Genomic DNA, 26,547 nt, shown 5'->3' on the forward strand with positions numbered 1-26,547 from the left:
GCGTCAGCCCTGCCGCCCCTTCCACCGCGGGTTGAGCTTGTTGATCACGAACACCCGCCCGCGGCGGCGCACCACCTGCGCCCCGGGCTGGCTCTTGAGCGACTTGAGCGAGTTGCGGACCTTCATGGCATCCTCCTGTTGATAATCGTTCTCAATAACAAGATTGGCTGTCCACCGATTCCCGACAAACGAGAGGCGGATGCCGTGGAGAGAACGATTGCGACGATGGGTGTGTGCGCACCGGAACGGCAGGCCTATGCCGAGCGGACCGCCGCCACCCTCGGGCGACCGCTGCATCTCCTCCGGTACGGCGATCTCCGCGCCGCGCACGCGCTCCCCCATCCACGCCCCCGCAGCGACGGCGAGCGCGCCGTCGTCGATCTCGGCACCGACGTCGACCTCCTGCACGCCCTTGCGGCGCGGGGAGGCGTCGACGTCGAGGCGGTCTGCGTCGTCGACGCGCGGCACATGATCGGCGACCTGCTCGACGAGGCTCCGCTCACGGCATCCCTCCCGCCTGCGACCGCCGGCGGGAACAGGCGCGGCGACGTCCCTCCGAGCGATCCGCGCACCGACGTCGGCGCCCGCGCGCGCCAGGCGGCCCTCGCACTGGAACTGGCGACCCGCATCGTCTGGGTGAACTGGGAACAGGTGCCGACCGCGGCACTCGCGGTGCAGATGGCGCTCGCGTCGCACCTCAACCCCGGCGCCACGCTGCGGCTCACACGTGACCCGGCCGCCGACCTGAACGCGGCGGCCCCTCGCGACGACGAGACCGAGATCCTCGAGCGCGCCGGCTGGGTTCGCGCGCTCAACGACGAGCACGACCCGTTCATGCGCGACAACCGCGTGACCACGGTGCGCTACGACCAGGTGCGCCCGTTCCACCCGGCGCGCCTGCAGTCCTCGCTGGACCGCCTGGACGACGGCGCCGCCGGGCGACTGATCCGTTCCGCCGGATTCTGCCGGATCGCCTCGCGTCCCGGCATCCTGGCCCGCTGGGAACACGTCGGCTCCGCGATGTGGATCGAACCCCTCGGCACCGACGACGGACGCATGGGATGGGGACAGGAGATCGCCTTCACGGGACTGGACATGTCCGAACCGCGGTTGCGGCACATCCTCGACCTCGCCGCCCTCACCGACGACGAACTCGCGGCCGGTCCCGAAGCGTGGACGCGATTCGCCGATCCGCTTCCGCCCTGGCCCGCGGTCGACCTGTCGCTCCCGGATGCCGGCGAGTAGGGACTCCCGTCCTGTCAAGCGGGTCGCCCGACCGGCGGGGATCGGGCACCGTGGCCGCATGAGCACTCCTGATCTGCCTTCGCGCCACGCCGACGACGCCCGCGCCGACAGCGGCGCCCCCACCGACGCCGTCACCGACGACGTCCGCGAGGACGCTGCCGAAGCCGAGGAGGACGTCGACCTCGACGACCACACCGGTGACGCCCTCGAGGATGACGACGCCCCGGCGGCGGAGGGTCACGCCTGACCGGGAGGGCCTTCATCGGCACCTCCGGGTGGCGGTACCCGAGGTGGCGAGGCGACTTCTATCCGCGCGGGCTCGTCCAGCGGCGGGAGCTCGAGTACCTCGCCGAGCACCTGCCGAGCGTTGAGCTGAACGGCTCGTTCTACTCGTTACAGCGACCCGAAAGCTACCGACGGTGGCGCGCGGAGGTTCCCGCGGGCTTCGTCTTCGCGGTCAAGGGTTCGCGGTACGTCACCCACATGCTGCGCCTTCAGAACGTCCACACCGGCATGGCGAACTTCTTCGCCTCGGGCGTGCTGTCCCTGGGTCCCACCCTCGGTCCGATCCTGTGGCAGCTGCCCGAACGGGTCGCGTTCGATCCCGGCGTCCTCGACGCGTTCCTCTCGAGCCTTCCGCGCACCCGCGGAGAGGCGTTGAGCCTCGCGCGCGACCACGATGCCCGCCTCGACGGACGGGCATGGCTCGAGATCGAGGACGACGGTCCCCTGCGCCACGCGCTCGAACCGCGATCAGCCTCGTTCGCCGATCCGCGCGCGGCCGAGATCCTGCGTGCGCACAACGTCGCCCTCGTCCTCGCCGACACGGCCGGCCGGTGGCCCGCGTTCGACGACGTCACCGCCGACCACGTCTACGTCCGCCTGCACGGATCGACGGAACTGTACGCCAGCGGCTACACGCCCGAGGAGCTCGGCACCTGGGCCGACCGCGTTCGTCGCTGGCAGTCCGGCGCGGACGGAGACGGGATGCCGCGCGACGTGTACGTCTACTTCGACAACGACGCACGCGGCCGCGCTCCCCACGACGCCGTCTCGCTGGACGCGCGGCTGCGCTGACGACGCGGCTTGCCTGGACCGGGCCCGCCTCAGGCGATCCGCGTCCCCGGTGGCAGCCGCCGGGCGGGCGTGCGCGTGCGGGCGATGCCCCACGCGAGCAGCCCCGCGCCCAGGAGCACCTGAAGGAACAGCCCGACGAACCAGCTCGGCACAGTGCCCTCGGTGCGGTCCTCCACCGAGTCGCCCGCGCCCGGCGGCATGTTCGCACAGGAGTCGTACTCCAGAGTCGGTTCGGGCGGGATCTGCGCGAGGCGCACCCCGGTGGCGATCTGTGAGAACAGATCCGACGGGTTGCCATAGGCGTCGTAGGTCGGTGGGGTCGCGTCGGCGAGGATCACGAAGGGGTTGGCCGCGAGCACGCCCCAGACGCGATCGAAACGCGGCACTTCATTCGTGTACGACGAGGTGGTGCAGCCGATCTCCTCGACGCTCGGGCACTCGCTCGCATCGTCGGGGAAGTACGGATCGCACCCGACGGGCACGGCATCCCAATCGATGTCACGCGTGGTGACGGTCTGCTCGGACCGCACTGCCGTACCGCCGAGCCCGAACGCGATGAGCGTTCCGACCGTCAGCGCGGCCACGATCAGATAGGTGGTGGCCACCGAGAAGACCGGCCGCGCCACGATCGCGCTCGCCCCGACCCCGATGGCCGCGACCACGCCGACCTCGATCACCAGGATGCCGAGGGACGAGGCGATCACCGCCGGGTTCAGCTCGCCCGCGAGGGTCGCGATCACGAGGAACGGCACAGCGACGACGAGGAACGCGAGCCCCGAGATCCACGCGGCCAGGAACTTGCCGAGCACGATCTCGGCCGTCGTCACCAGCGTCACCTGCACGGGCGCGAGAGTCGCGGCATCCCGATCGCCGTTGACGGCGCTGCCGCTGAGCGTCGGCGACACCAGCAGCACCAGCAGCAGGACGAACATGATGACGATCGAGTAGAACCAGCCGTTGCCGCCGCGGTTCAGCGAGAACGCCGAGAACGACAGCAGCAGCAACGCCAGGAGGACCACGGCGAAGATCCCGAGCAGCACGTACCAGGCGACCGACCGCACGCGCTGGCGCAAGTCGATGCCGACGACGGTGCCGAGGCGGCGCAGGTTCATTCGGGGCTCCCCTCGGCCGCGGTGTCTCCTCGCAGATCGAGGAAGGCGTGTTCGAGATCGCCCACGGCGGGCGCGAACTCGGTGACCGGGATACCGGCGCCCACGAGCGCGCGAAGCCCGGCCACGGCGGCCGACTCGTCCGCGAAGGGAACCAGCAGGTCGCGGCGATCGATGCCGACATCGCCGACCCCTCGCCCCAGCGCCGCGGCCACGGCCTCGCGATCGGAACCGCTCCCCCGCGAGACGTCCGTCGCCACGCGCACGCGCCACGGCCGCACGCGGGTGGTCGCCGCGGCGACGCGATCGCGCCCGACCGTCCGCCCCTCGAGGAGGAAGACGGCGTCGTCGACCACTTCTTCGAGTTCGGACAGGACGTGGCTCGAGATGAGGATCGTCCGGCCCTCGTCGGCCAACCGTCGCAGCAGCACCCGCAGCGCGATGCGCGCCTGCGGATCCAGACCGGATGCCGGTTCATCGAGCAGCAGCACGCGCGGCTCGTGGACGAGCGCACGCGCCAGCGCCAGGCGCTGCTTCTGTCCGCGCGAGAGCACACGTGCGGCGGACCCTGCCAGTGCGGTCAGATCGACGAGATTCAAGAGCCGGTCGGCGCGCTCGCGGGCCTCGGCGCGGGAGAGGTCGTACAACTGCGCGGTCGCGATCAGCACCTCGCGCGCCGTGAGGCTCGGCCACGCGCCCAGAGAGTCCGGCATCCATCCGAGGAGTCGCCGTGCTCCCGCCGGATCGGCCACGGGATCGACGCCCGCGATCCGCACCTCACCGTCGTCGGGACGCAAGAGAGAGGCGAGCATGAGCAACAGGGTCGTCTTGCCCGACCCGTTCGGACCGACCAAACCGGTGACCCGGCCCGGCTCGGCCGTGAAGGTCACGTCCGCCACCGCCGTCACGGCGCCGAACGCCCTCTTGACCTGTACTGCCTCGATGCCCGCGCCCCCTGCGTCCATGCCCCCACCCTACGGGGGCATGCCGACATGCCCCTGTCCCGGGCTTCGGTTCAGGACCCTGCGAGCGCGCGCCCGAGCGCGTCGCCCGACGCCCACGCGGTGCGCACCGCGGCCGACTCCCCCCACGCGTCACCGCACACCGACAGGCCGGGCGAACGGAAGAACGGTTCCCCGGTCGTGCGGACGGGCCGGGCGAAGGTCCACCGGTGCGCGTGCGCCGCGATCGGCTCGACGTCGATCCGCAGGAGGCGACGCGCAGCCGCGGTGACGGGGGCGATCGCGGCATCCGGATCGTCGAGGTGCCGCGCGGCCCGCTCTCCCGTGGTGTGCACGACGAGAACCGGGGCACCGTCGCCGCGGCGATCGCCGTCGTCGGCGAGGAACGCCACGTCGGGATCGCCGTTGATGAACGCCCCGTGCAGGTCGACCGGCCATCGGCGCTCCTCCCAGCGCAGCGCGACGGCGATCACCGGCTCCCACTCCTGCGGAGAGACAGGGATGCCGTCGGCCAGCCGCCGCGCCTGCGGTTCGGGCATCGCGAGCACCACCTCGCCGGCATCCCGCCCGTCCACCCGGAAGGGGGCCGCGTGCTCGACCGTGCGCCCAGATTCGAGGTCGAGCCCGTCGGCGAGGTCGAGCGCGAGCGAACGCAGCCCGGCGGGTGCCGACCACCGCATCGGCCCGGTCTTGCGGGTCTCGATGCCGTCCGCGTCGATGGCGGAGAACGTGTCGGTCCACGATCGCGCGATCCCTCGGGCCTCCCAGTCGGCGACGACCCGCGCGAACCGCCGGTCGTCGCCGACGACGAAGTACGACGCCCCGAGGTCGACCGGGCGCCCGTCGATCGTCCGACTCGCCAGACGCCCACCCGGTCGGCGCCCACGATCGAGCACGCGCGCCGAGCCTCCGGCGTCCCGCACCGCCCGCGCGCACGCGAGTCCCGAGATGCCGCCGCCGACCACCGTCACGTCCACCGTCATGCCGCCATCTTCTCGACTCGGGCCCCGCGATCGGCGGGGGCTTGCGCCTGCGCCCCGGGGCGCCTGCGACACACCCCCGGGAGGCGCGCGGGACCGGGGCTCGCGCCTACGCCCCGAAGAAGGCCACGCCCAGGTCGGGGTGGTCGACGAACACCCCATCGAGCGCCGCATCGCGCAGAACGGCCCACTCGCGCGCGTAATCGCCGAAGGCTGCGGGACCGCCGGGGCCTCGGAACGCCGGCAGCAGGAAGCGGTTCTCGGGACGACACGTCCACGTGAACACACGCAACCCGCGCTGCTGCGCCTGCCCGATGAACTCCGCGGGTCCCTGGGCGCGGCCCCGTCGGTCGGGCGCGAGGACCAACCGCTTGTCGGGGCTGATGCCGTCCACGTCGCGCGCGAGCGCGTCGAGTCCCGCGGGGGTGAGCATCGACGCGTACGACGCCGCATCCGTGCCGTCGCGTTCCCGCAGGTCCCACGGCGCACCCTCGGCTTCGATCAGCTGCACCAGCGGAACCCGGATGCCACGCTCCCGCAGCCGCTGCAGGACGAGGGGCTCGAACGACTCGATGACCAGCGCCGAGTCGTCCCACCAGGCGGCATCCCGCAGCTCCCTCTCGACGAGCGCCGCCACATCGAAGCCGGCGCGCGCGAAGAACGCGGCGTGCTTGATCTCCAGCACCACCCCGACGCCGCCGGCGCGGGCGAGGTCGAGGACGTCGCGAAGGCGCAGCACGGGATCCTCGTCGTCGTGAGCCGCGCTGCCCGGCCGCAGCGCCGGGATCCGCTCGCGGCAGCGGAGGGTCTGCAGCTCCGCCCACGTGAAGTCCTCGGTGAACCACCCGTTCAGGCGGTCCCCGTCGACGACGGCCGTGCGACGCCGGCCGGCGAACTCCGGATGCCTCGAGACATCGGTCGTGGAACCGATCTCGTTCTCGTGTCGAACCACGAGCACGCCGTCGCTCGTCGGCACGACGTCGGGCTCGATGGCATCCACTCCTTCGGCGATCGCGCGCGCGTACGACGATCGAGAGTGCTCCGGCAGATACCCGGGAGCGCCGCGGTGACCGATGATCAGGGGTCGGTCGGCAGGCACCAGGCCAGGCTAGCCAGCGCGCACGACCGGACCCGCTCGCTCATAGCAGAATCCCAGTCAGCACAAGGAATCTCACGGCCTCCTCGGCTAGTGTTGTGTGACAGCACGGTGCTGTGATCACCAGCAATTTGGAGTGTGAGTCCCTGTGGCCCTCAACAACCCGGCCTTCAACACCCCGGCGTTCCAGGACCCTCGTGCCGGCGCCCAGACCCGTTACAGCCCTCCCCCGGCGAACACCGCAGCCGCGGCGGCGGAGACCGCCAACATCGAGGGCATGTACGCCGCCCCGTCGGCGGGCGCGGTGCAGACCGACCGCATGACGGTCGAAGACACCGTCTTCAAGACGATCGGCCTGTTCGCCATCCTCGTCGTCGCCGCCGTCGTCGGCTGGATCTGGACGATGAGCACCGTCACGGTCGCCAACCCCAGCCCCAACGCCCTGCCGATGATCATCGGTGGCCTCGGCGGCTTCGTGCTCGCGATGGTCGCGATCTTCAAGAAGAAGCCGTCCGTCCCCGTCTTCATCGCCTACGCGGCGTTCGAGGGCCTCTTCGTCGGTGGCATCTCGGCCTTCTTCGAGTTCCTCTACCCGGGCATCGTCGTGCAGGCCACGCTCGCGACCCTGTCGGTCGTCGGCGTGACGCTCGCCCTCTTCGCCAGCGGCAAGATCCGCGCCTCGGCTCGCGCCACCAAGATCTTCATGATCGCGATGGTCGGCTACATGGTGTTCGCCCTGCTGAACCTCGGTCTCATGCTGTTCAACGTCCCCATCGCGGGTGGCGCCTTCGGTCTCTACAGCCTCAAGGTCGCGGGCATCCCGCTCGGTCTCATCATCGGCGTCCTCGTGGTCATCATGGCCGCGTACTCGCTGGTGCTCGACTTCGACCAGATCCAGCGCGGCGTCCGCAACGGCGCCCCGCGCGTCTACGGCTGGGTCGGCGCGTTCGGCATCATGGTCACCGTGGTGTGGCTGTACGTCGAGATCCTGCGCATCCTCGCGATCCTGCGCGGCAACAACTGACGCATCGCAGTATCGAAGGGCCGTCCCGTTCGGGGCGGCCCTTCGTCGTTCGCGGCATCCGGAATCAGCCCGCGCTCTTGAACCCCACGCATAAACGCGATCGGCGCGCATAAACGCGTTCTCCCCGCGTTTGTGCGCGCGAATCGCGTTTATGCGTGTGTCTGCGGCGTGTGTCTGCGGCGTCCGCCGCGCGCCGCAAGGGAGTCCCACCCCGGATGCCACGGCACTACCCTCGCGGCATGAGCCCTGCGAAGACGCCCCCGACGACCCTCGACGTGGATGGTCACGAGGTCCGGATCACGAGCCCGGACCGCGTCGTGTTCCCCGAGCGCGGCCTCACCAAGCTCGACCTCGTGCGCTACTACCTCGCCGTCGCCGACGGGGCGCTGCGCGGCGCCGCCGGGCGGCCGATGGTGCTGAAGCGGTTCGCGAAGGGCCTCGGCCAGGAGCCGTTCTTCCAGAAGCGCGTGCCCGAGAACCACCCCGACTTCATCGACACCGCGACGCTGCACTACGCCTCGGGCACCTCCGCCGAGGAGACCGTGATCCGCGATGCGGCCGGTCTCGCCTGGGTCGTGAACCTCGGATGCCTCGACCTCAACCCTCACCCTGTGCGGGCCGAAGACCTCGACCATCCCGACGAGCTGCGCATCGACCTCGACCCCATGCCCGGGGTGGACTGGGCGCAGATCGTCGACGTCGCCTTCATCGCCCGCGACGTGCTGGACGACCACGGGCTCGTCGGGTGGCCGAAGACCTCGGGTTCGCGCGGGCTGCACATCCTCGTCCGGATCCGACCCGAATGGGAGTACTCCGACGTACGCCTCGCCGCCGAGACGCTCGCCCGCGAGATCGAGAATCGGGCGCCGGGCCTGGCCACCGCCCGCTGGTGGAAGGAGGAGCGCGGCGAGAGCGTGTTCGTCGACTTCAACCAGAACGCGAAGGACCGCACCGTGGCATCCGCGTACTCGATCCGGCCGCTGCCCGATGCGCGCGTGTCGACACCGCTGACGTGGGACGAGGTGCGCAATCGGCACCCGGAGGAGTTCACCGTGCTGACGGTGCCCGAACGCTTCGCAACGATCGGCGATCCGCACGATGGCATCGACGGCGCCGCGGGCTCGCTGGCGAGTCTGCTCGCTCTCGCCGAAGAGATGGGCCCCGCCGAAAAGCCTCCTCGCGGGTCCGACGGCTCAGGCCGACGTGCATCGACCATGCCCCTCATCGAGATCGCGCGCACGAAGACGAAGCCCGAGGCGCTCGACGCCCTCGAGGAGTGGAAGCGTCGGCATCCTGACGCCACTGCCACCCTCCACCCGGCCGACGTCCTGGTCGACGGCATGCGCGGTTCGAGCTCGCTCTGGTACCGGGTTCGCGTAAACCTCCAGCACGTCCCGGATGCCACCCGCCCCGCGCAAGAGCCCCTGATCGCCGACTACGACCCCTGGGCCTGAGCGCACCCACGCCGAGTGTCCAAGACACGCCGTATCGCGCCCGCGACATGCGGCGTGTCTTGGACACTCAACGGGTGTGGGCGCGGGGGCGGGGTGCGGGCGGGCGGGGCGGGGGCTAGCGCCGCGTTGGGCGTGAGAGGGCGTCGGCGGATGCCGCGGCGAGGGCGCGCATCGCCCGCTCCGGGCTCAGCGCCTCAGCGGCGGCGCGGGCCTCGGCGGCGAGACGCCGCCGCAACGCCGCATCGCCGAGCACGCGGGTGAGGGCTTCGGCGAGCGCCTCCTCGTCCCCGTCGGGCACCAGGATGCCGCCACCCCCCGCGAGCATGTCCCGCGGCCCGTAGCGGATGTCGTACGCCACCACGGGAACACCGTGCGCGAGGGCCTCCGCGAGCGCGAGCCCCTGACCCTCGAACGCCGAGGTCGTGAGGTACACCGACGCGGAGTCGAGCACCGCGCCCACGTCCAGCGTGAGGCCGGCGAGCGTGACGGCTGCATCGAGCCCGAGGTCGGCGATCAGGGCGACGAGCCTCTCGCGCTCCGCTCCCGCCCCCCACAACTCCATGCGCGCGTGCGGGACGTCGGCGACCACCCGCGCGAACGCCCGGATCGCGTGGTCGAGGCGCTTCCCCGCGGCCAGTCGCCCGAGCACGACGACCGGGCCGTCCTCTGCGGGCGCGACCTCCGCGGGCATCGGTACGCCGTGCGGCGCCACGACGTCGACGCGATCCTCGCCGAACCGTTCTCGAACGTCGCAGCGTTGCGACGAGGTCGGCCACAGTACCGCGTCGAAGCGCGGGGCCACGGCCAGCCACCTTTCCCACAGCCCGTTGATCGGGGCGTCCACGGTGTACGGAGACTCGAGGTGGATCGTGTGCACCGTATGGAGGATGCGCACGTCCGGATCGTCCCAGTCGACGATCAGTTCGCCGAGCTGCCGCGACTCGCAGATGACCACGACGGGCCGATCGACCCGATCCCGAAGCCCTGCGACCACGTGCGCCAGCCACGCGCGATAGAGGGCCCCGAACCCGTCGAGGACACCGGCGACGTCGCCCGCCGCATCCCGGATCACGACGGGTGCGGTCGTGAGGAGCCAGTCCGGGTCGTTCTCGATCCGGGGGAGCGCGACCGCGCCGCCCGCGTACGTGTCGTACGGCACGGACGGGTCGGCCCCACCGGCACGTGCCGCCGCTCGCAGCCACTCGGCGGCGCCACCGTCCGGGCCCTGCGCCTCGTCGAAGAGATTGCGGAAATCCTCGGATGCCACGGCGGCCCCGCGCGCGATGAACTCGGCGCGATGCGCAGCGTGGGCCTCCGCGGTGGCCGGATCGACCGTCAGCAACAACGCGGGGACACCGGCATCCGTCATCTGCCGAGCCCGCGCGAGAGTGGAGATCGTGTATCCGCCGTCGAGGTCGGGAACGAGCCTGCTCGAGAGGAGGAGATACCACGCGTCGGGGAAGAGCGTCATCGGCGCCCCTCGGACCGCAGCCGGAAAACGGGGAACCCCGGTGCGATCTCGCGCAGCCGCTCATCGGACGAGTTCTTGTCGACGCCGTCGAAGAAGCGGCCCACCTCCCACGCCCACGCCACGAGGTAGGCGCGCAGGATCGGCGGCTTGTCGACGTCGGCGACCTCCTCGGCCTGGAACACCTCGGCTTTGCGGCCCGCTCGCAACTCCCCGCCTCCGGCCGCGCGGAGGTTGCGGACCCACTGCGTGGTCCCGCGCGGAGCGACGAGGTACCGCTCACCGTCGACGCGCAGGGGGTTGACGGGTGTCGTCCGCCACTCCCCCGACGAGCGGCCCCGAACGGCGAGGACGCGACTGCCGGCCAGAGGCAGACCGACACGGGTCATCGCCGCGACGGCGGCGTTGAAGACCCCGTCGAGACGGGTGGGGCGCACGAACCTCTCACTCATGCCCCCATCCTCGCGCACGACCGTGACGCGCGAGTCAGGGCACACGCACCGGCACCTTCGCCGGCCGTGCGGACAGCAGGAGCTCGCCCGTGGCGCCGAGCACGAGCGTCGCCACACAACTGGCGGCCATCACGGTGAACCCGAGCACGGGTCCGGCGGCATCCAGTCCAACGCCGGCGAAAGTGGACCCCAACGGGATCCCGGCCCCCAGCCCGAGAGACGGGTAGGCCAGGAGTTCCGTGACCCGCTCCCGATCGGCCCTCGACTCCACGAGCGCATATCCCGCCACCAGCACCGGACCGATGAGCAGCCCCACGACAGCCGACGCCAGCAGAGCCAGCGGGGTGTCCGCCGCGAAGGGCAGCGCGAGCGCCGCCACGGCGAGCAGGGCGCTGCCGACGAGCCAGCGGACTCGGAGCGACGCGCGGGGACGCATCGCACCGTAGACCAAGGCGCCCACGGTGTTGCCGACGGCCAGAGCAGCCATCATGATCCCGGCGAGCCAGGGCGAACCCGCTCGCTCGGCCCACGCCACGCTCGTGACGTCGAACGACCCGAACATCGCGCCCACGCCGACCCACGCGACGGTGACCGGAAGGATGCCGGCCGGCGGGAGCAGTCGCACGCGCCGCTCGCTCGCCCGCACGAGCGGCGGCTGCGACCGGTGCAGCAGGCCGAGCCAGATCATGCCGAGCGCCCCGACCACCACGACGACGGCGATACCGATCTGCGGCGCCCAGATCGCGGCGGCCAGAGTCACGATCGGCGGAGCGATCACGTACACGCTCTCGTCGGCGATCGACTCCAGCGCGAAAGCGCTGTGACGACGGTCGCCCGGCACGAGGGAGCTCCATCGCGCGCGCACCGCCGGCCCGACGTCGGTCGAGACCGCACCGGCGAGGAACGACAGGACGAACCAGAACCCCACGGGCGACTCGCCCAGCACGGCACCGACGAGCGCCGTGGAGGACACGACGAGGGTGCCGGCGGCGATCAGGAGGATCGGACGCTGCCCCCGGCGGTCCATGAGGCGGGACCACAGCGGACCCGCCACAGCGATACCGACGATGTACGTCGCAGCCACGGCCCCGGCCAACGCGAAACTGCCGGTCGCCGCCTGCACGAGCAGGATGATGCCGAGGTTGAGTGTGCCGCGCGGAAACCGACCGACCCATCCCGCGATCGTGAACCAGGGGGCGCCGGGAGTACGCAGCACATCGCGGTAGCCGGAGAAGTCGATACGGGTCATGGTGCGACCTGTGCCGTTCTGGCCGGACGAACCCGGGAGGTTCCCGAGGGCTGATCGCCGACCGCGCCAGCTTACCGAGTCCGCGCCCGCGACGCCGACGCCCCGGCATCCAGAGCAGGATGCCGGGGCGTCGGGGTGGGGAGGGTCACTCCCACTCGATGGTCCCCGGCGGCTTCGACGTCACATCGAGCACGACCCGGTTGACCTCGCGCACCTCGTTGGTGATGCGGTTGCTGATCTTCGACAGGACGTCGTACGGCAGACGCGTCCAGTCGGCCGTCATGGCGTCCTCGCTCGAGACAGGACGCAGCACGATCGGGTGGCCATAGGTGCGGCCGTCGCCCTGGACGCCGACCGAGCGCACATCCGCCAGCAGCACGACGGGGCACTGCCAGATCTCGGCGTCCAGTCCGGCCTTGGTCAGCTCGGCGCGGGCGATGGCGTCGGCCTCACGCAGGATCTCGAGACGGTCAGCGGTGACCTCGCCCACGATGCGGATGCCAAGACCGGGCCCCGGAAAGGGCTGACGGCCGACGATCGCCTCGGGGAGCCCGAGCTCGCGGCCGATCGCCCGCACCTCGTCCTTGAACAGGGTGCGCAGCGGCTCGACGAGCTCGAACTGCAGGTCTTCGGGGAGACCGCCGACGTTGTGGTGGCTCTTGATGTTCGCGGTGCCGGCGCCGCCGCCCGACTCGACGACGTCGGGGTAGAGCGTTCCCTGGACGAGGAAGCGGATGGGCTCGCCCTCGGCCTCGGCCTCGGCGACCAGATCGGCCTGCACCTTCTCGAACGCGCGGATGAACTCGCGGCCGATGATCTTGCGCTTCTCTTCCGGGTCGCTGACGCCGGCGAGGGCGTTCAGGAACGTCTCGCGCGCGTCGACGGTGATAAGGCGCACGCCGGTGGAGGCGACGTAGTCGTTCTCGACCTGCTCGCGCTCGCCCTTGCGGAGAAGACCGTGGTCGACGAACACCGCGACGAGCTGGTCACCGACGGCCTCGTGCACGAGGGCGGTCGAGACCGCGGAATCCACACCACCCGACAGAGCCGACAGCACGCGGCCGTTGCCGACCTGCTCGCGGATGCGCGCGACCTGCTCGGCGATGACGTTGCCGCTGTTCCAGTCGGCGGGGAGACCTGCGGCCTTGTGGAGGAAGTTCTCGAGCACGTTCTGCCCGTGATCGGAGTGCTTGACCTCCGGATGCCACTGCACGCCGTACAGGCGACGGGTGTCGTTCGCGAACGCGGCGACCGGCGTGTGAGCCGTGCGCGCGAGCACCTCGAAGCCCTCGGGTGCACGCGACACCTGGTCGCCGTGGCTCATCCAGACGTTCTGCTCGGCGGGCTGGCCCTGCAGCAGGGTGCCCTCGGTGACGACCGTGGCATCCGTCGCGCCGTACTCGCGCAGGCCCGTGTTCGCGACCTCGCCGCCCAGCGCCTGCGCCATGACCTGAAAGCCGTAGCAGATGCCGAGCGTCGGGACGTCGAGGTCGAACACGCCCTCGTCGAGCCGCGGAGCGCCCTCTTCGTACACCGACGACGGACCGCCGGAGAGGATGATGCCCACCGGGTTCTTCGCCGCGATCTCGTCCGCGCTGGCGGTGTGCGGGACGATCTCGCTGTACACCCCCGCCTCGCGCACGCGGCGTGCGATCAGCTGCGCGTACTGGGCGCCGAAGTCGACGACGAGGACGGGACGCTGCGACGTTTCGGTCTGTTCGGTCACCGGGGTCCTTCCGGGGCGGGGACGGGAACGGAGGCCTCGGCGGCCTCGCGTTCGGCGAGATAGGCGCGCACGCGGCGAGCGGTGCGCACCTCGAGGAAGAAGGAGAGGAAGGGCACCACGCCGCCCAGCGCCAGGAACACGAAGCGACGGAACGGCCACCGCATGAGGCTCCACACGCGGAAGCACGAGAACAGGTACACGACGTAGAACCAGCCGTGCGCCACGAGGATCGCGAGCGAGATGTTGACGCCGTCCCCGGTGGAGACGATGTCGCAGCCGCTGCCGCCGGGGACGAAGAGCGAGAACCACTGGCATCCGGGGCCGGGGATCGCATCCGCGAACCACAGGAGCCCACCGGACCCGCCCAGGAAGAGCTCTTTGTGGATGGGCGTGTACTTCACGATCATCTCGGCGACGAGCAACAGCAGGCCGACACCGGTGATGATGGAGCAGATCTGGTAGAACTTCAGGGCTCCGCGGATCGCCGGGAACGAGGCGAGCTTCGGGGCACGGGGCATGGATGCCAGTCTAGTCGCGGGATGCCGGCGAGCCCGCCGCGAGGGCCTCCGCCTCGGCGTCCTCGAGGTCTTCGACCTCCTTCTCCCACGCGTCGCGCGCGAGGCGGTACCAGAGGTACAACGCGAAGCCGGCGAAGATCGCCCACTCGGCGGCGTAGAAGATGTTCAGCCAGTTGACCCGCGAGCGTTCCTCCGGGGCCGGCGAGTCGATGGCATCGACGGGTCCGATCGCCGTCTGCGAGGCGATGTAGGGCCGATACACGGCGACCCCGTCGACGTCGTGCCAGCGCCCCAGGAGCACCGCCGGAGACATGCGCGTCATCGTCTGCGGATCCACGCCCGCGGGCGGGCGCCCCGGACCCTCGTCGGAGATGAGTCGCCCGGTCACCGCCACGACGGCGTCGGGGTCGGCCCGGACCTGCGCATCGAGTGCCTCGACGGCCCGGTCGGCGGAAGAGGCGTCGCGGGTCCACCCGACGGCGACGGCGATCGAGGTGGGCGTCGCCACCGCATCGAGGCGCAACTGCCCGGTCACCCAGTAGCCTTCGACGCCGTCGTTGAAGCGGGAGGCGACGACGAGGAAGTCGCCGGCGATCCACCGGCCGTTCGCCTCGACGCGCTGCCCGACGAGGGGCTCGGGCAGGTAGGCGCCCGGCTGAGCGACATCGGCGAGGGGACGCACGATCTCGGTCTGGCCCGGCTCGGACGGCGCGGTGTCGACCGCACGGCCGAGCTGCCACTGACCGAGCCACGCCAGGACGCCCGCCACCACGAGCGAGAAGGCCAGGAGTGCCAGCCATCGCGGACGCAGCATGACCTCGCGCAGGGTCGGCGGGAAGACCTGCCGAGGCTCCTGCTCGATCGCCGAGGGAGAGGTCACGCGGTCTCCGGCATCAGTGTCCGTAGGGTGCGACGACGACCTCGACGCGCTGGAACTCCTTGAGGTCGGAGTACCCGGTCGTGGCCATGGACTTCTTCAGCGCGCCGATGAGGTTGGCGGTGCCGTCGGCGACGGGCGCCGGCCCGTAGAGGATCTGCTCGAGGGGTCCGACGCGGTCGACCGCGACCCGGTGCCCGCGGGGCAGCTTCGCGTGGTGCGCCTCGGGGCCCCAGTGGAATCCGCGCCCGGGCGCGTCGGTGGCGCGTGCGAGGGCGACGCCGAGCATGACGGCATCGGCACCCATCGCGAGAGCCTTCACGATGTCGCCCGAGGTGCCCACCCCTCCGTCGGCGATGACGTGGACGTAGCGTCCGCCGGACTCGTCCAGGTAGTCGCGGCGGGCGCCGGCGACATCGGCGACCGCGGTGGCCATCGGTGCGTGCAGGCCGAGGGTCACCCGGGTCGTGGAGGCGGCACCGCCGCCGAAGCCGACGAGCACGCCGGCGGCGCCGGTGCGCATGAGGTGCAGTGCCGCGGTGTAGGTCGCGGCACCGCCGACGATGACCGGCACATCGAGGTCGTAGATGAACTTCTTCAAGTTCAGCGGCTCGGCGACGCTCGAGACGTGCTCGGCGGAGACCGTCGTTCCGCGGATGACGAACAGGTCGACGCCGGCGGCCACCACCGTCTCGTACAGGTCGTGCGTGCGCTGGGGGGTGAGCGCGCCGGCCACGGTGACACCGGCGGCGCGGACCTCGGCGAGACGGTCTCGCACGAGCTCGGGCTTGATCGGCTCGGAGTACAGCTGCTGCATGCGGCGCGTCGCCTCGGAGTCGGGCAGGTTCGCGATCTCGGCCAGCAGCGGCTCGGGGTCGTCGTAGCGCGTCCACAGCCCCTCGAGGTCGAGGACGCCCAATCCGCCCAGGCGACCCAGCTCGATCGCCGTGCGCGGGCTCACGACCGAGTCCATCGGCGCGCCCAGCACCGGGATCTCGAACGGGAACGCGTCGATGGTCCACGCCGTCGACACGTCTTCCGGGTTGCGCGTGCGCCGCGACGGAACGACGGCGATGTCGTCGAAGGTGTAGGCGCGGCGGGCGCGCTTGGCGCGGCCGAGGTCGATCTCCATGGTCACTCCCCCAGCCTACCCGCCAGCATTTCGCCGCCCCGCGTCCTGTTCACGGTTCGTCCGCGCGGACAGCCCTCGACCGCACTCGCACCGTGCCGGCGGGGAAGCACGCATCGAACAGCTCCGGCACGTGCGGATCAGCTGGTCGGCGGAACCGCGCCCTGCGACGCGCGCCCGACCCCGTCCACCGGCGCATCGGTTCCGCGCAGCAGGCGGGTGAGCGCGCCGTCGAAGAAGAACAGGAGAAAGGCGGCAGACCCCACGAGCGGACTGAACAGGACCGCGACGGCGCTGATCAGCACCGCGCTCAGGCTCGCCCGCCCCAGTCGCCGTGCGTCGCCCGGGGTCAGGTCGGGGATCGCGCCCGAACGCACCGCCCACGCCCACTGCAGCCAGCCCGCGACGATCGCGAGGAAGAAGTTGACCGGAAGCACCACGCGACCGATCAGGTAGTCGGAGTAGTCCGTCGCGAGCGAGGACGTGAAGGGCACCAGGACGATCAGAAGCAGACGGAGGTTGTTGATCCACATCCCCGCGTTGTCGATCCGGGCGATCCATTCGAACTGCCGGACATGGGTCATCCACATCACGCACAGGATGAGGAAGCTGATGACGAAGGTGAACACGGGATGCAGCAGGCCCGCCAACGCTGTCACGAGGTCGGCCTCCGACTCGACCGAGCCGAGGGACTGCGACGTGAGTCCGAGCACGAGGAGGGTCGCGGCGATGGCGAAGACCCCGTCGGTGAACGCTTCGGTGCGCCGCGCGGAAACGGTCGCCTCGGGATGCCGCGTGCGCCGGATCATGCGCACAGCGTAGCCCGGCCGAACGCCGAGGTGCCGGGCGGTCGCCCGCCCGGCCCCTCGCAGCGCTCACTTCTTGTAGTTCGGCGCCTCGACGACGATCTGCACGTCATGCGGGTGGGATTCCTTCAGCCCGGCCGAGGTGATGCGGACGAACTTCCCCTTCGCCTTGAGCTCCTCGACGGTGCGGGCCCCGACGTAGAACATCGACTGACGCAGACCCCCGATGAGCTGGTACGCGACGGCGGAGACGGGCCCGCGATACGGCACCTGCCCCTCGATGCCCTCGGGGATGAGCTTGTCGTCGCTGGGGACGTCGGCCTGGAAGTAGCGGTCCTTCGAGTACGAGGTCTTCTTGCCGCGGGTCTGCAGCGCGCCCAGCGATCCCATGCCCCGGTACTGCTTGAACTGCTTTCCCCCCTGGAAGACGATCTCGCCCGGCGACTCGTCGGTTCCGGCCAGCAACGAGCCGAGCATGACCGTGTCCGCGCCGGCGACGAGAGCCTTGGCGATGTCACCCGAGTACTGCAGACCGCCGTCGGCGATCACGGGCACCCCGGCGGGGATCGCGGCCTGCGCGGCCTCGTAGATCGCGGTGATCTGCGGCACGCCCACGCCGGCGACGACGCGGGTGGTGCAGATCGAGCCGGGGCCGACGCCGACCTTGACGGCATCCACACCCGCGTCGATGAGGGCCTGGGCGCCCTCGCGCGTCGCGACATTCCCGCCGATGACGTCGACGTGGGCGAAAGACGCGTCGGCCTTGAGGCGGCGGACGATGTCGATGACGCCGGCGGACTGACCGTTGGCGGTGTCCACGACCAGGACGTCCACGCCCGCGTCGCGCAGGGCCTCGGCCCGCTGCCACGCGTCGCCGAAGAAGCCGATCGCGGCACCGACCCGCAGCCGGCCCTGGTCGTCCTTGGTGGCGAGGGGATACTTCTCGCTCTTGTCGAAGTCCTTGATCGTGATGAGACCGGCGAGCTTGCCGTCGGCGTCGACCAGGGGCAGCTTCTCGACGCGGTGCTTGGCGAAGGTGGCGATGACGTCGTTCGCGTGGATGCCGACGTGCCCGGTGATCAGCCCCTCCTTGGTCATCACATCCTTGACCTTGGTGGTCTGGCGCTCGAAGCCCGAGACGAAACGCATGTCGCGGTTGGTGATGATGCCCACCAGGACACCGTCCGGGTCGACGACCGGCAGACCGGAGATGCGGTACTGCGCGCACATCGCGTCGACCTCGGCGATCGTGGCATCCGGGGTCGTGGTGATCGGGTCGGAGACCATGCCGGACTCGCTGCGCTTGACCTGGTCGACGATGGCGGCCTGGTCCTCGATCGAGAGGTTGCGGTGGACGATGCCGATGCCGCCCTGCCGCGCGATGGCGATCGCCATGCGCGCCTCGGTCACCGTGTCCATCGCGGACGACAGGAGCGGCGTCGCGACGGTGATGCGACGGGTGAGACGCGATGACGTATCGGCCTCGCTCGGGATGACGTCGGTGTGCCCCGGCAGCAGGAGGACGTCGTCGTAGGTCAATCCGACGAAACCGAAGGGGTCGTGCTGCTCCATGAAACCTCCTGCGCACGCGGCGCCTACTCGAAAAGGACGACGTCGGCCGGTGCGCGCACAGCGCTCCACCATGAATTCTAAGCGCCGCGAGGGGCGGAATCATTCCCGAAAGCCCGGCGCGGAAGGGCGATCGCCACGACACGGTTCACTAACGGCGACGAGCCGAAACACGAACGACACATTACGCTCGTAGCGTCGATCGTCGAAGCCGACGAAACGACCTCGTCAGCGTTGCCGAACTGGAGACTCCGTGGGTCATTCCTCCCCCACCGCGACACGATCGCGCACACTTCCCCGCCTAACGGTCCTTCTCGTCTCGCTCGTGGCGAGCGCGGTGGCCGTGCTCAGCCTGCTGATGGCCTCACCAGCCCACGCGCAGACCACCCCGACCCCGACACCATCGGGACCGGTCGACGTCTCGACCCAGTTCTCGATCGGCGGCATCATCCGCGCCGACGACGAACCCGTCGAGGGCGTCGAGATCTCGGTCGAGGGCTCCGGCTTCTCCGAGATCGGCACGACCGGTGCCGACGGTCGGTGGGCGGTCGCCGTCCCCGGCCCGGGCGAGTACACCGCAACGCTCGACGTCGAGTCGCTGCCGGACGGCGTCGCCCCGCGCGACCCCGACAACGTCACGCGTCAGGTGACGATCGGAACGACCAACACGGTGAACGTCCTGTTCCCGACGGGCGAGGGCACCACCGCGACCGGGTCGATCTGGGACACGCTGTTCTCGCGCTTCATCTACGGTCTGAACTTCGGCCTGCTCCTGGCCCTCGCCGCGATCGGCATCTCGCTCATCTTCGGCACGACCGGCGTCAACAACTTCGCCCACGGCGAGATGCTCACCTTCGGGGCCATCATCTTCTACGTGTTCACGTCGCTCGGATGGAACCTCGTTCTGGCGATCCTGCTCACCGTGGCGCTGTCCGCGGCACTCGGATGGACACAGGACGCCGTGCTGTTCAAACCCCTGCGCAGACGCGGGGTGGGGTTGGTGCAGGTCCTCATCGTGACGATCGGTCTGTCGATCGTGCTGCGGTACCTGTACCTCTACTTCTTCGACGGCGGCACGCGGAACATCGACACCGGCATCACCGACAACGTCACGATCGGCCCGGTGACCATCACGCTCACGTCGCTGATCAGCATGGGCGTCAGCGTCGTGATGCTGGCGGCCGTGGCCTACTTCCTCACGCGCACACGCATCGGCAAGGCCACGCGCGCGGTCAGCGACAACGCCTCCCTCGCCGCGGCATCCGGGATCAACGTCGACCGCGTCATCCGCATCGTGTGGGTGCTCGCCGGCGCGCTCACCGGCCTGTCCGGCGTGCTCTACGGCCTGTACCGCGGCGTCACCTGGGACATGGGCTTCGCGATCCTGCTGCTGCTGTTCGCCGCCGTCACCCTGGGTGGCCTGGGGAGTGCGTTCGGCGCGCTCGTCGGCTCGCTCATCATCGGCATCATCACGGAACTGTCCACCATCGTCATCCCCCCGGACCTTCGGTACGCGGTGGCGTTGATCGTGCTCATCGGCGTGCTGCTGTTCCGGCCGCAGGGTGTGCTCGGTCGTAAAGAGCGGATCGGCTGAGGAAGAACGACATGGACTGGCTTTCGATTCTCAACAACGCCGCGGGCGAGCTCATCAGCCCGACCACCGCGGCCTACGCCCTCGCCGCGATCGGCCTGAGCGTCCACTTCGGTTACGCGGGCCTGCTCAACTTCGGTCAGGCCGGCTTCATGGCCGTCGGCGCCTACGCCTTCGCCATCGCGACCCTCTCGCTCTCGGCGCCCGTGTGGCTGGCGATCCTCATCGCCATCGTCGCCTCGGTGCTGTTCGCGTTCATCCTCGGCATCCCGACCCTGCGTCTTCGAGCCGACTACCTCGCGATCGTCACCATCGCCGCGGCGGAGATCGTGCGATACATCGTCTCGACCGTCGGCCTCACCGACATCACGGGCGGCTCGCAGGGCCTGAACGGCTACAACCGCGAGTTCCAGGACCTGAACCCGCTCCCCGAGGGCACCTACGGCCTCGGGCCGTGGACGTACTCCGCGAACGACTGGTGGGTGCGTCTGTTCGGCTGGGGTCTGGTGATCCTGGCGACGCTGCTGGTGTGGCTGCTCATGCGCAGCCCCTGGGGGCGCGTGGTCAAGGGAATCCGCGAGGACGAGGATGCCGTGCGCAGCCTCGGCAAGAACGTCTACTCGTACAAGATGCAGGCGCTCGTGCTCGGCGGTGTCATGGGCGGTCTCGCCGGTGTGGTGTTCATCCTCCCCCGCGCCGTCCAGCCCGGGAACTACGGAACGGCGCTGACGTTCTTCATCTGGACCGCGCTGCTGCTGGGCGGCGCTGCCACCCTCCTCGGCCCGATCGTGGGCGCCGCGCTGTTCTGGGTGCTGCTGTCGCTGTCGAACGGCATCATCGTCGGTCTGCGCGACATCGGCATCCTGGGCTTCATGAGCTCCACCCAGACCGGGCAGGTGCGCTTCATCCTCGTCGGGATCGGGCTGATGCTCCTGGTCATCTTCCGGCCACAGGGCATCTTCGGCAACAAGAAGGAGCTGTCGTTCAATGTCTGACACGACCGTCACCCACCCCCTGGTGAAGGGCGAGGTCGGCCCCGGCTGCGAGAAGGTCGATCCGATCGTCGTCGCCGACGGAGTCACGCGGCAGTTCGGCGGCCTCAAGGCCGTCGACGTCGAGCACCTCGAGATCCCCCGCGGACAGATCACCGCCCTGATCGGCCCGAACGGCGCCGGCAAGACGACGCTGTTCAACCTGCTCACGGGCTTCGACAAGCCCAACACCGGACGCTGGAGCTTCGAGGGATCCAACCTCGCCGGCGTTCCCGCGTTCAAGGTGTCCCGCAAGGGCATGGTCCGGACCTTCCAGCTGACGAAGTCGCTGGGCCGGCTGTCGGTGCTGCAGAACATGCTGCTCGGCGCCCGCGGGCAGAAGGGCGAGAACATCTTCCGCGCCCTCATCCCCTCGATCTGGCGGTCGCAGGAGAAGGCGAACACGGAGCGCGCCGACGACCTGCTGCGCCGGTTCAAGCTGGATGCCAAGCGCGAGGACTTCGCGGCGTCGCTCTCCGGTGGCCAGCGCAAGCTCCTCGAGATGGCGCGGGCGCTCATGAGCGACCCGACCCTCGTGATGCTCGACGAGCCGATGGCCGGCGTGAACCCGGCGCTGACGCAGAGCCTGCTCGGCCACATCCTCGACCTGAAGAAGGAAGGGATGACGGTGCTCTTCGTCGAGCACGACATGCACATGGTCCGTCACATCTCGGACTGGGTCGTCGTCATGGCCGAGGGACGCGTCGTCGCCGAGGGCCCGCCCGAGACCGTGATGAGCGACCAGGCCGTCATCGACGCCTACCTCGGCGCCCACCACGACACCGACCTCGGCGACATGACGACGTCCCAGCTGGAGACCATTCAGGCCGAGGCCGCGGCCGAAGCCGAGGCCGAGCTCGCCGCCGACGAGAAGGACGGGAAGCTCTGATGACCGACACCGCAACCGCCACCCGCACCGCGGTGCTGCGCACCGACGACCTCGTCGCCGGCTACCTGCCCGGGGTCAACATCCTCAACGGCTGCACCGTCGACGCGTACCAGGGCGACCTGATCGGCATCATCGGGCCGAACGGCGCCGGCAAGTCGACCCTGCTCAAGGCCATCTTCGGGCAGGTGAAGATCCGCGGCGGCGCCGTGCTGCTCAACGGCGAGGACATCACCTCGCTGAAGGCTGACAAGCTCGTCGGCAAGGGCGTGGGCATGGTCCCGCAGAACAACAACGTGTTCCCGAGCCTGTCGATCGAGGAGAACCTGCAGATGGGGCTCTTCCAGCGCCCCAAGGTCTTCGCCGAGCGGTTCGAGTTCGTCTCGGGCCTGTTCCCCGAACTCGCGAAGCGGCGACGCCAGCGCGCCGGTTCGCTCTCCGGCGGCGAACGGCAGATGGTCGCGATGGGTCGAGCGCTGATGATGGACCCGTCGGTGCTCCTGCTCGACGAGCCCTCGGCCGGCCTGTCGCCGGTGCGTCAGGACGAGACGTTCCTCCGCGTCGCCGAGATCAACCGCGCCGGCGTGACGATCATCATGGTCGAGCAGAACGCGCGCCGTTGCCTGCAGATCTGCCACCGGGCCTACGTGCTCGACCAGGGCAAGGATGCCTACACCGGCACCGGACGCGATCTGCTCAACGACCCCCGCGTCATCGAGCTGTACCTGGGCACCCTGGCAGCCGACGAGGACGCCAAGCGCGACGCACGGGAGTCCGGAGCCTGACCCGCGCGCGTCCCGTGGGGGCGACGCTCACCCTGGTGGGTGTCGCCCTCGCGGGATGCTCCGCGGCTCCTCCGGCATCCATCCCCGCGGGCCTGGCCGTCTCGGTCGTCCAACAGCGCGGCGACGTCGCGCCCGGCCGCGTACAGGTGCGGGTCGACAACGCCTCCGGCGCACCGCTGACCGTCGTCTCGGCGACGATCCTCTCCTCGGCGCTCTCACGCCCCGCCGTCTGGGACTCTCGCCGCACGCAGACCGTCGATCCCGGACGCGTCGTGAACCTCCCGGTCCTCCTTCCCCCGCTGCTGTGCGCCGTCGGAGACGACGACGTACGCGTCCAGCTCGATCTCGCCGTGGGCGCCCGCACGGATCACGTCGAGGTCGACGCCGATGACCCGCTCGGCGTCCTCGCGCGATTGAGCGCGACGCAGTGCGACCGGGACGCCATCGCCGCGGTGGCCCGTGTGGAGGCGGGGGCCGTCTCCCCACGCGACGACGCGACGGCTGACCTCTCCGTCGTGATCACCCCGCGTACGGATGCAGGACGGTCCGGCTCCCGCCTCGAGCTCGTGGCTCTCACCGGCACTCCCCTCCTCCGTTTCGCCGGCGGCGAGGAGGCCGCGCTGAGCACCATCGTGACGCCCGGTGATCCCCCTTCGACGTTGACGGTCGTCGTCACCCCTCGCCGCTGCGACCCGCACGCGATCGCCGAGGACAAAGTCGGGACCCTGTTCGATCTCGTCGCACGCGTGGACGGTCGCGAGGTCGTGGTCCCCCTCGAGCGCTCACGATCCACGGCTGAGGACCTGCTGGCGTTCACCGCCGCGGCGTGCGGTCTCGCGCGCTGAGGTGCCGCCAGCAACGAAAGAGCCCGGGCCATGCGGCCCGGGCTCTTCCGTCAGAGGATCGGATCACTCGTTGAGCGAACCGAACTCCGTGTTGAGGAGGGTGTACTTGTTGTCGGCACCGTACTGGTAGATGCCGATGTACGCCTCGGTCGGGTCACCGTTCTCGTCGAACGTGATCGGACCGGAGACACCGTCGTAGTCGACGTCGGTGCCCTCGTTGATCAGCGCGAGGCAGTCGGCGAACGTCGTGCACTTCTCGCCGCCCTCGGTGACCGACTGCAGGTTGTCACGGATCGCCGTGCCCGAGTCGTCCTTGGCCTGCGCCGCGGCGAGGGCCGCCACGATCACCGCGTCGTAGGACTCCGGCGCGTAGCTGAAGTCGGTGAGAGCCGGGTCGACCTCGAGGAGGCGACTCTGGAACTCGGTGTCGGCCGGGTTGCCGGGCAGCGTGCCCTTGGCGCCTTCGAGGGTGCCCGCCTGGAACTCGTACGAGTTGGACAGGTTGCCATCGACGAAGTACACCTTCGAACCCGGGAAGCCCTGCGTGTTGACCAGCTGCGGGATGATCGAGGAGGTCTCCTCGAACGCGATCACGGCGATGGCGTCGGGCTGGGCGGCGAGGAGCTCGTCGACCTGCGACGTGAACACCGTGTCGCCCGGGTTGTAGGGAACGGCGACCGAGACCTCGCCGCCGGCGGCCTCGATGGCCGTGGTGGCGTTGTCCTTCAGGCCGATGCCGTACGGGTCGTTGATGTAGATGATGCCCACGTTGGCCGCACCGTCGCCGACCATGAGGTTACCGAGCACGCGGCCCTGGAGGACGTCCGAGGGAGCGGTGCGCCAGTAGTAACCGTCGTCGGCGTAGTCCGTGAAGTCCGGCGACGTGTTGGCGGGCGAGATCTGGACGATGCCCGCGTCCACGAGCTGGTCGACGAACGTGAACGACACACCCGAGGAGGCCGCACCGATGACGACGTCGGCACCGGCGTCGACGAGCTCGGTCGCCGACTGGGTGGCGATGTCCGTCGTCGTGTCACCGGAGTCGCGCTCGGTGAGCTCGACCGTGAACGGGAACGCGTCGGCCGTGGCCTCGATGTCCTGGATCGCGAGCTTCACACCCGCGACCTCGGGCGGGCCGAGGAAGGCGAGGTTTCCGGTGGCGGGCAGGATGGTGCCGACGTGGAAAGTCCCGTCGGCCTCGGACACGGCGCCTCCGCCGGAGGATGCGCTGGGTGCGGCGTCGCCGCCACCACCCGAGCAACCGGCGAGGACGAGCGCGCTGGCACCGACCAGGGCGAGACCGCCCAGGGCCTTGCCGGCACGCGTACGCGTGAAGACGCTCATAGTGCTCCTTGCTGTGAATGAACGTTGGGCGGCACAGGGGTGCCGCCCGGTGTCCTAAACCTAATGGCCCCCACGTTTTCGCCGTATTGCCGTTCGTTAACGATGTGCGTCGCCGAGGTCACGGCGTCATAACGCTCTCTAGACGGGCTCGGCGACATCCGATATGACGGCGCGGCGGCGGCGTGCGGCGAGCAGCGAATCCACGCTCAGCACGGTCAGCGCGAGCCAGACGAGGCCGAATCCGATCCAGCGTTCGGGTGTCATCGGCTCGTGGAGCACCCACACCCCGATCGCGAACTGGATGATCGGCGCGACGAACTGGATCAGCCCCATGACGGTGAGAGGAGCGCGTCGCGCTCCCGCGGCGAACAGCAGCAGCGGCACGGCGGTCACCGCGCCGGCCGAGACGAGCAGAACCGTGTGGAGGAATCCGTTGCTCCCCATCGTGAGGCCGGCCGTCGCACCGACGACGACGAGCTGCACCACCGCAACGGGCAGCAGCCAGAGGGATTCGAGCGTCAGCCCGCTGACGGCATCCACCGAGGGTCCGATCTGCTTCTTCACCAGGCCGTAGACACCGAACGAGACGGCGAGGGTCAGTGCGATCCAGGGGAAGCTGCCGTACCCCACCACGATCACGAGCACCGCTGCCACGGACAGCCCGATCGCGATCCACTGCACCGGACGCAGCCGTTCACGCAAGACCGTCACCCAGAGGAGCACCGTGACGATGGGGTTGATGAAGTACCCGAGGCTGGTCTCGATCACGCGATCGTTCAGCGCACCGTAGACATACGTCTGCCAGTTGATGTAGATCAGCACGCCGGCCGCCGCCGTCAGGCCGAGCAGGCGCGGCTGTCGCACGATCGCCAGGAAGGGTCGCCACGCCCGCAGCACGGTCAGAAGCAGCAGACAGAACACGAACGACAGCGTGATGCGCCATGCCACGATCTCCCACGGACCGGTGGGCGCCAGTTGCAGGAAGTACAGCGGCAGCACACCCCACAGGAGGTAGGCACTGAGCGCGAAGAGGCCGCCGCGGAAGACTCCCGAAGCAGGCGGCGGAGCGGGGTTCACCTCTTCAGCCTAGGCGCGCGAGGCTTCGTGCTTCTGCCGGACCTCGCGCATTCCACGCCATAGAGCGGCCCCTCTCGCGACCGTGGTCGACACCGCGCGCCGACAGCGACGACGGGCGGACTGTTGCCTCGTGTGACGCCGCGTCTCGCGGCCCCTCTCCGGCGGTGGCTAGCGTCACCGGAGTCGTCCCGCATCGACGTGCCCCGATTCCTGCGCCGTAAGCGCAGCACCGTCCCTGCACCATCCG

26 protein-coding genes are annotated in these 26,547 nt (G+C 70.1%); 10 read left to right on the forward strand and 16 right to left on the reverse strand.

Annotated features, from left to right (window positions below):
• Nucleotides 1–3: 3 nt before the first annotated feature.
• Complete coding sequence (ykgO, locus tag LL239_RS05685; RefSeq protein ID WP_076491175.1) at nucleotides 4–126, reverse strand: type B 50S ribosomal protein L36; 123 nt, start codon at nucleotides 124–126, stop codon at nucleotides 4–6.
• Between the two features lie 78 nt (nucleotides 127–204).
• On the opposite strand from ykgO, the gene LL239_RS18005 reads away from it, so the two are divergent.
• From LL239_RS18005 to LL239_RS05700, 3 genes are read left to right on the forward strand one after another with little or no spacing between them, the layout of a single operon-like run.
• Entirely contained in the window at nucleotides 205–1,245 is a 1,041-nt protein-coding gene (locus tag LL239_RS18005; RefSeq protein WP_228162487.1) for a GTP-binding protein, read from the forward strand.
• Between the two features lie 58 nt (nucleotides 1,246–1,303).
• Nucleotides 1,304–1,492, forward strand: coding sequence for a hypothetical protein (locus tag LL239_RS05695; RefSeq protein WP_228162488.1), 189 nt, complete (start codon nucleotides 1,304–1,306; stop codon nucleotides 1,490–1,492).
• Nucleotides 1,493–1,506: 14 nt separating this feature from the next.
• Nucleotides 1,507–2,322, forward strand: coding sequence for a DUF72 domain-containing protein (locus tag LL239_RS05700; RefSeq protein ID WP_308218565.1), 816 nt, complete (start codon nucleotides 1,507–1,509; stop codon nucleotides 2,320–2,322).
• Nucleotides 2,323–2,351: 29 nt separating this feature from the next.
• Here the strand turns inward: LL239_RS05700 and LL239_RS05705 are convergent, their stop codons facing one another.
• The 4 genes from LL239_RS05705 to LL239_RS05720 form a co-directional block, all read right to left on the reverse strand.
• Nucleotides 2,352–3,434 (reverse strand): ABC transporter permease, encoded by a 1,083-nt coding sequence (locus LL239_RS05705; protein ID WP_228162489.1) that lies wholly within the window; start codon nucleotides 3,432–3,434, stop codon nucleotides 2,352–2,354.
• On the reverse strand, nucleotides 3,431–4,396 hold the full coding sequence (locus tag LL239_RS05710) for an ABC transporter ATP-binding protein (protein WP_228162490.1): 966 nt from the start codon (nucleotides 4,394–4,396) through the stop codon (nucleotides 3,431–3,433). Before LL239_RS05710 ends, LL239_RS05705 begins: the two co-directional genes overlap by 4 nt.
• Before the next feature lie 50 nt (nucleotides 4,397–4,446).
• Nucleotides 4,447–5,376 (reverse strand): NAD(P)/FAD-dependent oxidoreductase, encoded by a 930-nt coding sequence (locus LL239_RS05715; RefSeq protein ID WP_228162491.1) that lies wholly within the window; start codon nucleotides 5,374–5,376, stop codon nucleotides 4,447–4,449.
• Nucleotides 5,377–5,482: 106 nt separating this feature from the next.
• Nucleotides 5,483–6,472, reverse strand: coding sequence for a glycerophosphodiester phosphodiesterase family protein (locus LL239_RS05720; protein ID WP_228162492.1), 990 nt, complete (start codon nucleotides 6,470–6,472; stop codon nucleotides 5,483–5,485).
• Nucleotides 6,473–6,617: 145 nt separating this feature from the next.
• On the opposite strand from LL239_RS05720, the gene LL239_RS05725 reads away from it, so the two are divergent.
• Both LL239_RS05725 and ligD read left to right on the forward strand, forming a co-directional pair.
• Entirely contained in the window at nucleotides 6,618–7,493 is an 876-nt protein-coding gene (locus LL239_RS05725; RefSeq protein ID WP_228162493.1) for a Bax inhibitor-1/YccA family protein, read from the forward strand.
• 239 nt (nucleotides 7,494–7,732) lie between these two features.
• The gene (gene ligD, locus LL239_RS05730) at nucleotides 7,733–8,947 is read left to right on the forward strand and encodes a non-homologous end-joining DNA ligase (RefSeq protein ID WP_228162494.1); all 1,215 of its coding nucleotides are present in this window, start codon (nucleotides 7,733–7,735) and stop codon (nucleotides 8,945–8,947) included.
• Nucleotides 8,948–9,062: 115 nt separating this feature from the next.
• Here ligD and LL239_RS05735 read toward each other — a convergent pair whose 3' ends face one another.
• The 9 genes from LL239_RS05735 to guaB form a co-directional block, all read right to left on the reverse strand.
• Nucleotides 9,063–10,418, reverse strand: coding sequence for a glycosyltransferase (locus LL239_RS05735; protein WP_228162495.1), 1,356 nt, complete (start codon nucleotides 10,416–10,418; stop codon nucleotides 9,063–9,065).
• Nucleotides 10,415–10,867 (reverse strand): nitroreductase/quinone reductase family protein, encoded by a 453-nt coding sequence (locus LL239_RS05740; protein ID WP_228162496.1) that lies wholly within the window; start codon nucleotides 10,865–10,867, stop codon nucleotides 10,415–10,417. The genes LL239_RS05735 and LL239_RS05740 overlap by 4 nt, the downstream gene beginning before the upstream one ends.
• Before the next feature lie 34 nt (nucleotides 10,868–10,901).
• Complete coding sequence (locus tag LL239_RS05745) at nucleotides 10,902–12,116, reverse strand: MFS transporter (RefSeq protein ID WP_228162497.1); 1,215 nt, start codon at nucleotides 12,114–12,116, stop codon at nucleotides 10,902–10,904.
• A gap of 145 nt (nucleotides 12,117–12,261) precedes the next feature.
• Complete coding sequence (gene guaA / locus LL239_RS05750; protein WP_228162498.1) at nucleotides 12,262–13,842, reverse strand: glutamine-hydrolyzing GMP synthase; 1,581 nt, start codon at nucleotides 13,840–13,842, stop codon at nucleotides 12,262–12,264.
• On the reverse strand, nucleotides 13,839–14,360 hold the full coding sequence (locus LL239_RS05755; protein WP_228162499.1) for a DUF3817 domain-containing protein: 522 nt from the start codon (nucleotides 14,358–14,360) through the stop codon (nucleotides 13,839–13,841). Before LL239_RS05755 ends, guaA begins: the two co-directional genes overlap by 4 nt.
• A gap of 10 nt (nucleotides 14,361–14,370) precedes the next feature.
• Nucleotides 14,371–15,240 carry an SURF1 family protein gene (locus LL239_RS05760; protein ID WP_228162500.1) on the reverse strand — a complete coding sequence of 290 codons (870 nt, stop codon included), beginning with the start codon at nucleotides 15,238–15,240 and terminating at the stop codon, nucleotides 14,371–14,373.
• 13 nt (nucleotides 15,241–15,253) lie between these two features.
• Nucleotides 15,254–16,369 (reverse strand): GuaB3 family IMP dehydrogenase-related protein, encoded by a 1,116-nt coding sequence (locus tag LL239_RS05765; protein ID WP_228162758.1) that lies wholly within the window; start codon nucleotides 16,367–16,369, stop codon nucleotides 15,254–15,256.
• A gap of 137 nt (nucleotides 16,370–16,506) precedes the next feature.
• On the reverse strand, nucleotides 16,507–17,175 hold the full coding sequence (locus LL239_RS05770) for a TMEM175 family protein (RefSeq protein ID WP_228162501.1): 669 nt from the start codon (nucleotides 17,173–17,175) through the stop codon (nucleotides 16,507–16,509).
• Nucleotides 17,176–17,241: 66 nt separating this feature from the next.
• Nucleotides 17,242–18,744, reverse strand: a complete 1,503-nt coding sequence (gene guaB / locus LL239_RS05775; RefSeq protein ID WP_228162502.1) for an IMP dehydrogenase — start codon at nucleotides 18,742–18,744, stop codon at nucleotides 17,242–17,244.
• A 322-nt stretch (nucleotides 18,745–19,066) separates the two neighbouring features.
• Here guaB and LL239_RS05780 point away from each other — a divergent pair, with 322 nt between their 5' ends.
• The 5 genes from LL239_RS05780 to LL239_RS05800 are packed head-to-tail and all read left to right on the forward strand — an operon-like array spanning nucleotide 19,067 to nucleotide 23,879.
• Nucleotides 19,067–20,335: a branched-chain amino acid ABC transporter permease gene (locus LL239_RS05780; protein WP_228162503.1), complete on the forward strand. Its 1,269-nt coding sequence runs from the start codon at nucleotides 19,067–19,069 to the stop codon at nucleotides 20,333–20,335.
• An 11-nt stretch (nucleotides 20,336–20,346) separates the two neighbouring features.
• Nucleotides 20,347–21,327 (forward strand): branched-chain amino acid ABC transporter permease, encoded by a 981-nt coding sequence (locus LL239_RS05785; protein WP_228162504.1) that lies wholly within the window; start codon nucleotides 20,347–20,349, stop codon nucleotides 21,325–21,327.
• A complete protein-coding gene (locus tag LL239_RS05790) occupies nucleotides 21,320–22,252 on the forward strand; it encodes an ABC transporter ATP-binding protein (RefSeq protein WP_228162505.1) in 933 nt (310 codons plus the stop codon). Before LL239_RS05785 ends, LL239_RS05790 begins: the two co-directional genes overlap by 8 nt.
• Entirely contained in the window at nucleotides 22,252–23,034 is a 783-nt protein-coding gene (locus LL239_RS05795) for an ABC transporter ATP-binding protein (RefSeq protein WP_228162506.1), read from the forward strand. Before LL239_RS05790 ends, LL239_RS05795 begins: the two co-directional genes overlap by 1 nt.
• A gap of 14 nt (nucleotides 23,035–23,048) precedes the next feature.
• Nucleotides 23,049–23,879 (forward strand): hypothetical protein, encoded by an 831-nt coding sequence (locus LL239_RS05800; RefSeq protein WP_228162507.1) that lies wholly within the window; start codon nucleotides 23,049–23,051, stop codon nucleotides 23,877–23,879.
• A gap of 63 nt (nucleotides 23,880–23,942) precedes the next feature.
• On the opposite strand, the gene LL239_RS05805 is transcribed toward LL239_RS05800, so the two are convergent.
• Both LL239_RS05805 and rarD read right to left on the reverse strand, forming a co-directional pair.
• Nucleotides 23,943–25,223, reverse strand: a complete 1,281-nt coding sequence (locus LL239_RS05805) for an ABC transporter substrate-binding protein (protein ID WP_228162508.1) — start codon at nucleotides 25,221–25,223, stop codon at nucleotides 23,943–23,945.
• A gap of 138 nt (nucleotides 25,224–25,361) precedes the next feature.
• A complete protein-coding gene (rarD, locus tag LL239_RS05810; protein ID WP_228162509.1) occupies nucleotides 25,362–26,300 on the reverse strand; it encodes an EamA family transporter RarD in 939 nt (312 codons plus the stop codon).
• Nucleotides 26,301–26,547 lie beyond the last annotated feature (247 nt).

Origin of the sequence: Microbacterium testaceum, from assembly GCF_020781835.1 — a bacterium.
Taxonomy (GTDB): Bacteria; Actinomycetota; Actinomycetes; order Actinomycetales; family Microbacteriaceae; genus Microbacterium; species Microbacterium testaceum_H.

Excerpts from the sequence above, each read along its gene's own strand:
- ykgO (WP_076491175.1), bottom strand. The coding sequence starts at position 126 with ATGAAGGTCCGCAACTCGCTCAAGTCGCTCAAGAGCCAGCCCGGGGCG.
- LL239_RS05695 (WP_228162488.1), top strand. The coding sequence starts at position 1,304 with ATGAGCACTCCTGATCTGCCTTCGCGCCACGCCGACGACGCCCGCGCC.
- LL239_RS05705 (WP_228162489.1), bottom strand. The coding sequence starts at position 3,434 with ATGAACCTGCGCCGCCTCGGCACCGTCGTCGGCATCGACTTGCGCCAG.
- LL239_RS05710 (WP_228162490.1), bottom strand. The coding sequence starts at position 4,396 with ATGGACGCAGGGGGCGCGGGCATCGAGGCAGTACAGGTCAAGAGGGCG.
- LL239_RS05715 (WP_228162491.1), bottom strand. The coding sequence starts at position 5,376 with ATGACGGTGGACGTGACGGTGGTCGGCGGCGGCATCTCGGGACTCGCG.
- ligD (WP_228162494.1), top strand. The coding sequence starts at position 7,733 with ATGAGCCCTGCGAAGACGCCCCCGACGACCCTCGACGTGGATGGTCAC.
- LL239_RS05735 (WP_228162495.1), bottom strand. The coding sequence starts at position 10,418 with ATGACGCTCTTCCCCGACGCGTGGTATCTCCTCCTCTCGAGCAGGCTC.
- LL239_RS05740 (WP_228162496.1), bottom strand. The coding sequence starts at position 10,867 with ATGAGTGAGAGGTTCGTGCGCCCCACCCGTCTCGACGGGGTCTTCAAC.
- LL239_RS05745 (WP_228162497.1), bottom strand. The coding sequence starts at position 12,116 with ATGACCCGTATCGACTTCTCCGGCTACCGCGATGTGCTGCGTACTCCC.
- LL239_RS05755 (WP_228162499.1), bottom strand. The coding sequence starts at position 14,360 with ATGCCCCGTGCCCCGAAGCTCGCCTCGTTCCCGGCGATCCGCGGAGCC.
- LL239_RS05765 (WP_228162758.1), bottom strand. The coding sequence starts at position 16,369 with ATGGAGATCGACCTCGGCCGCGCCAAGCGCGCCCGCCGCGCCTACACC.
- LL239_RS05770 (WP_228162501.1), bottom strand. The coding sequence starts at position 17,175 with ATGATCCGGCGCACGCGGCATCCCGAGGCGACCGTTTCCGCGCGGCGC.
- guaB (WP_228162502.1), bottom strand. The coding sequence starts at position 18,744 with ATGGAGCAGCACGACCCCTTCGGTTTCGTCGGATTGACCTACGACGAC.
- LL239_RS05785 (WP_228162504.1), top strand. The coding sequence starts at position 20,347 with ATGGACTGGCTTTCGATTCTCAACAACGCCGCGGGCGAGCTCATCAGC.
- LL239_RS05790 (WP_228162505.1), top strand. The coding sequence starts at position 21,320 with ATGTCTGACACGACCGTCACCCACCCCCTGGTGAAGGGCGAGGTCGGC.
- LL239_RS05795 (WP_228162506.1), top strand. The coding sequence starts at position 22,252 with ATGACCGACACCGCAACCGCCACCCGCACCGCGGTGCTGCGCACCGAC.
- LL239_RS05805 (WP_228162508.1), bottom strand. The coding sequence starts at position 25,223 with ATGAGCGTCTTCACGCGTACGCGTGCCGGCAAGGCCCTGGGCGGTCTC.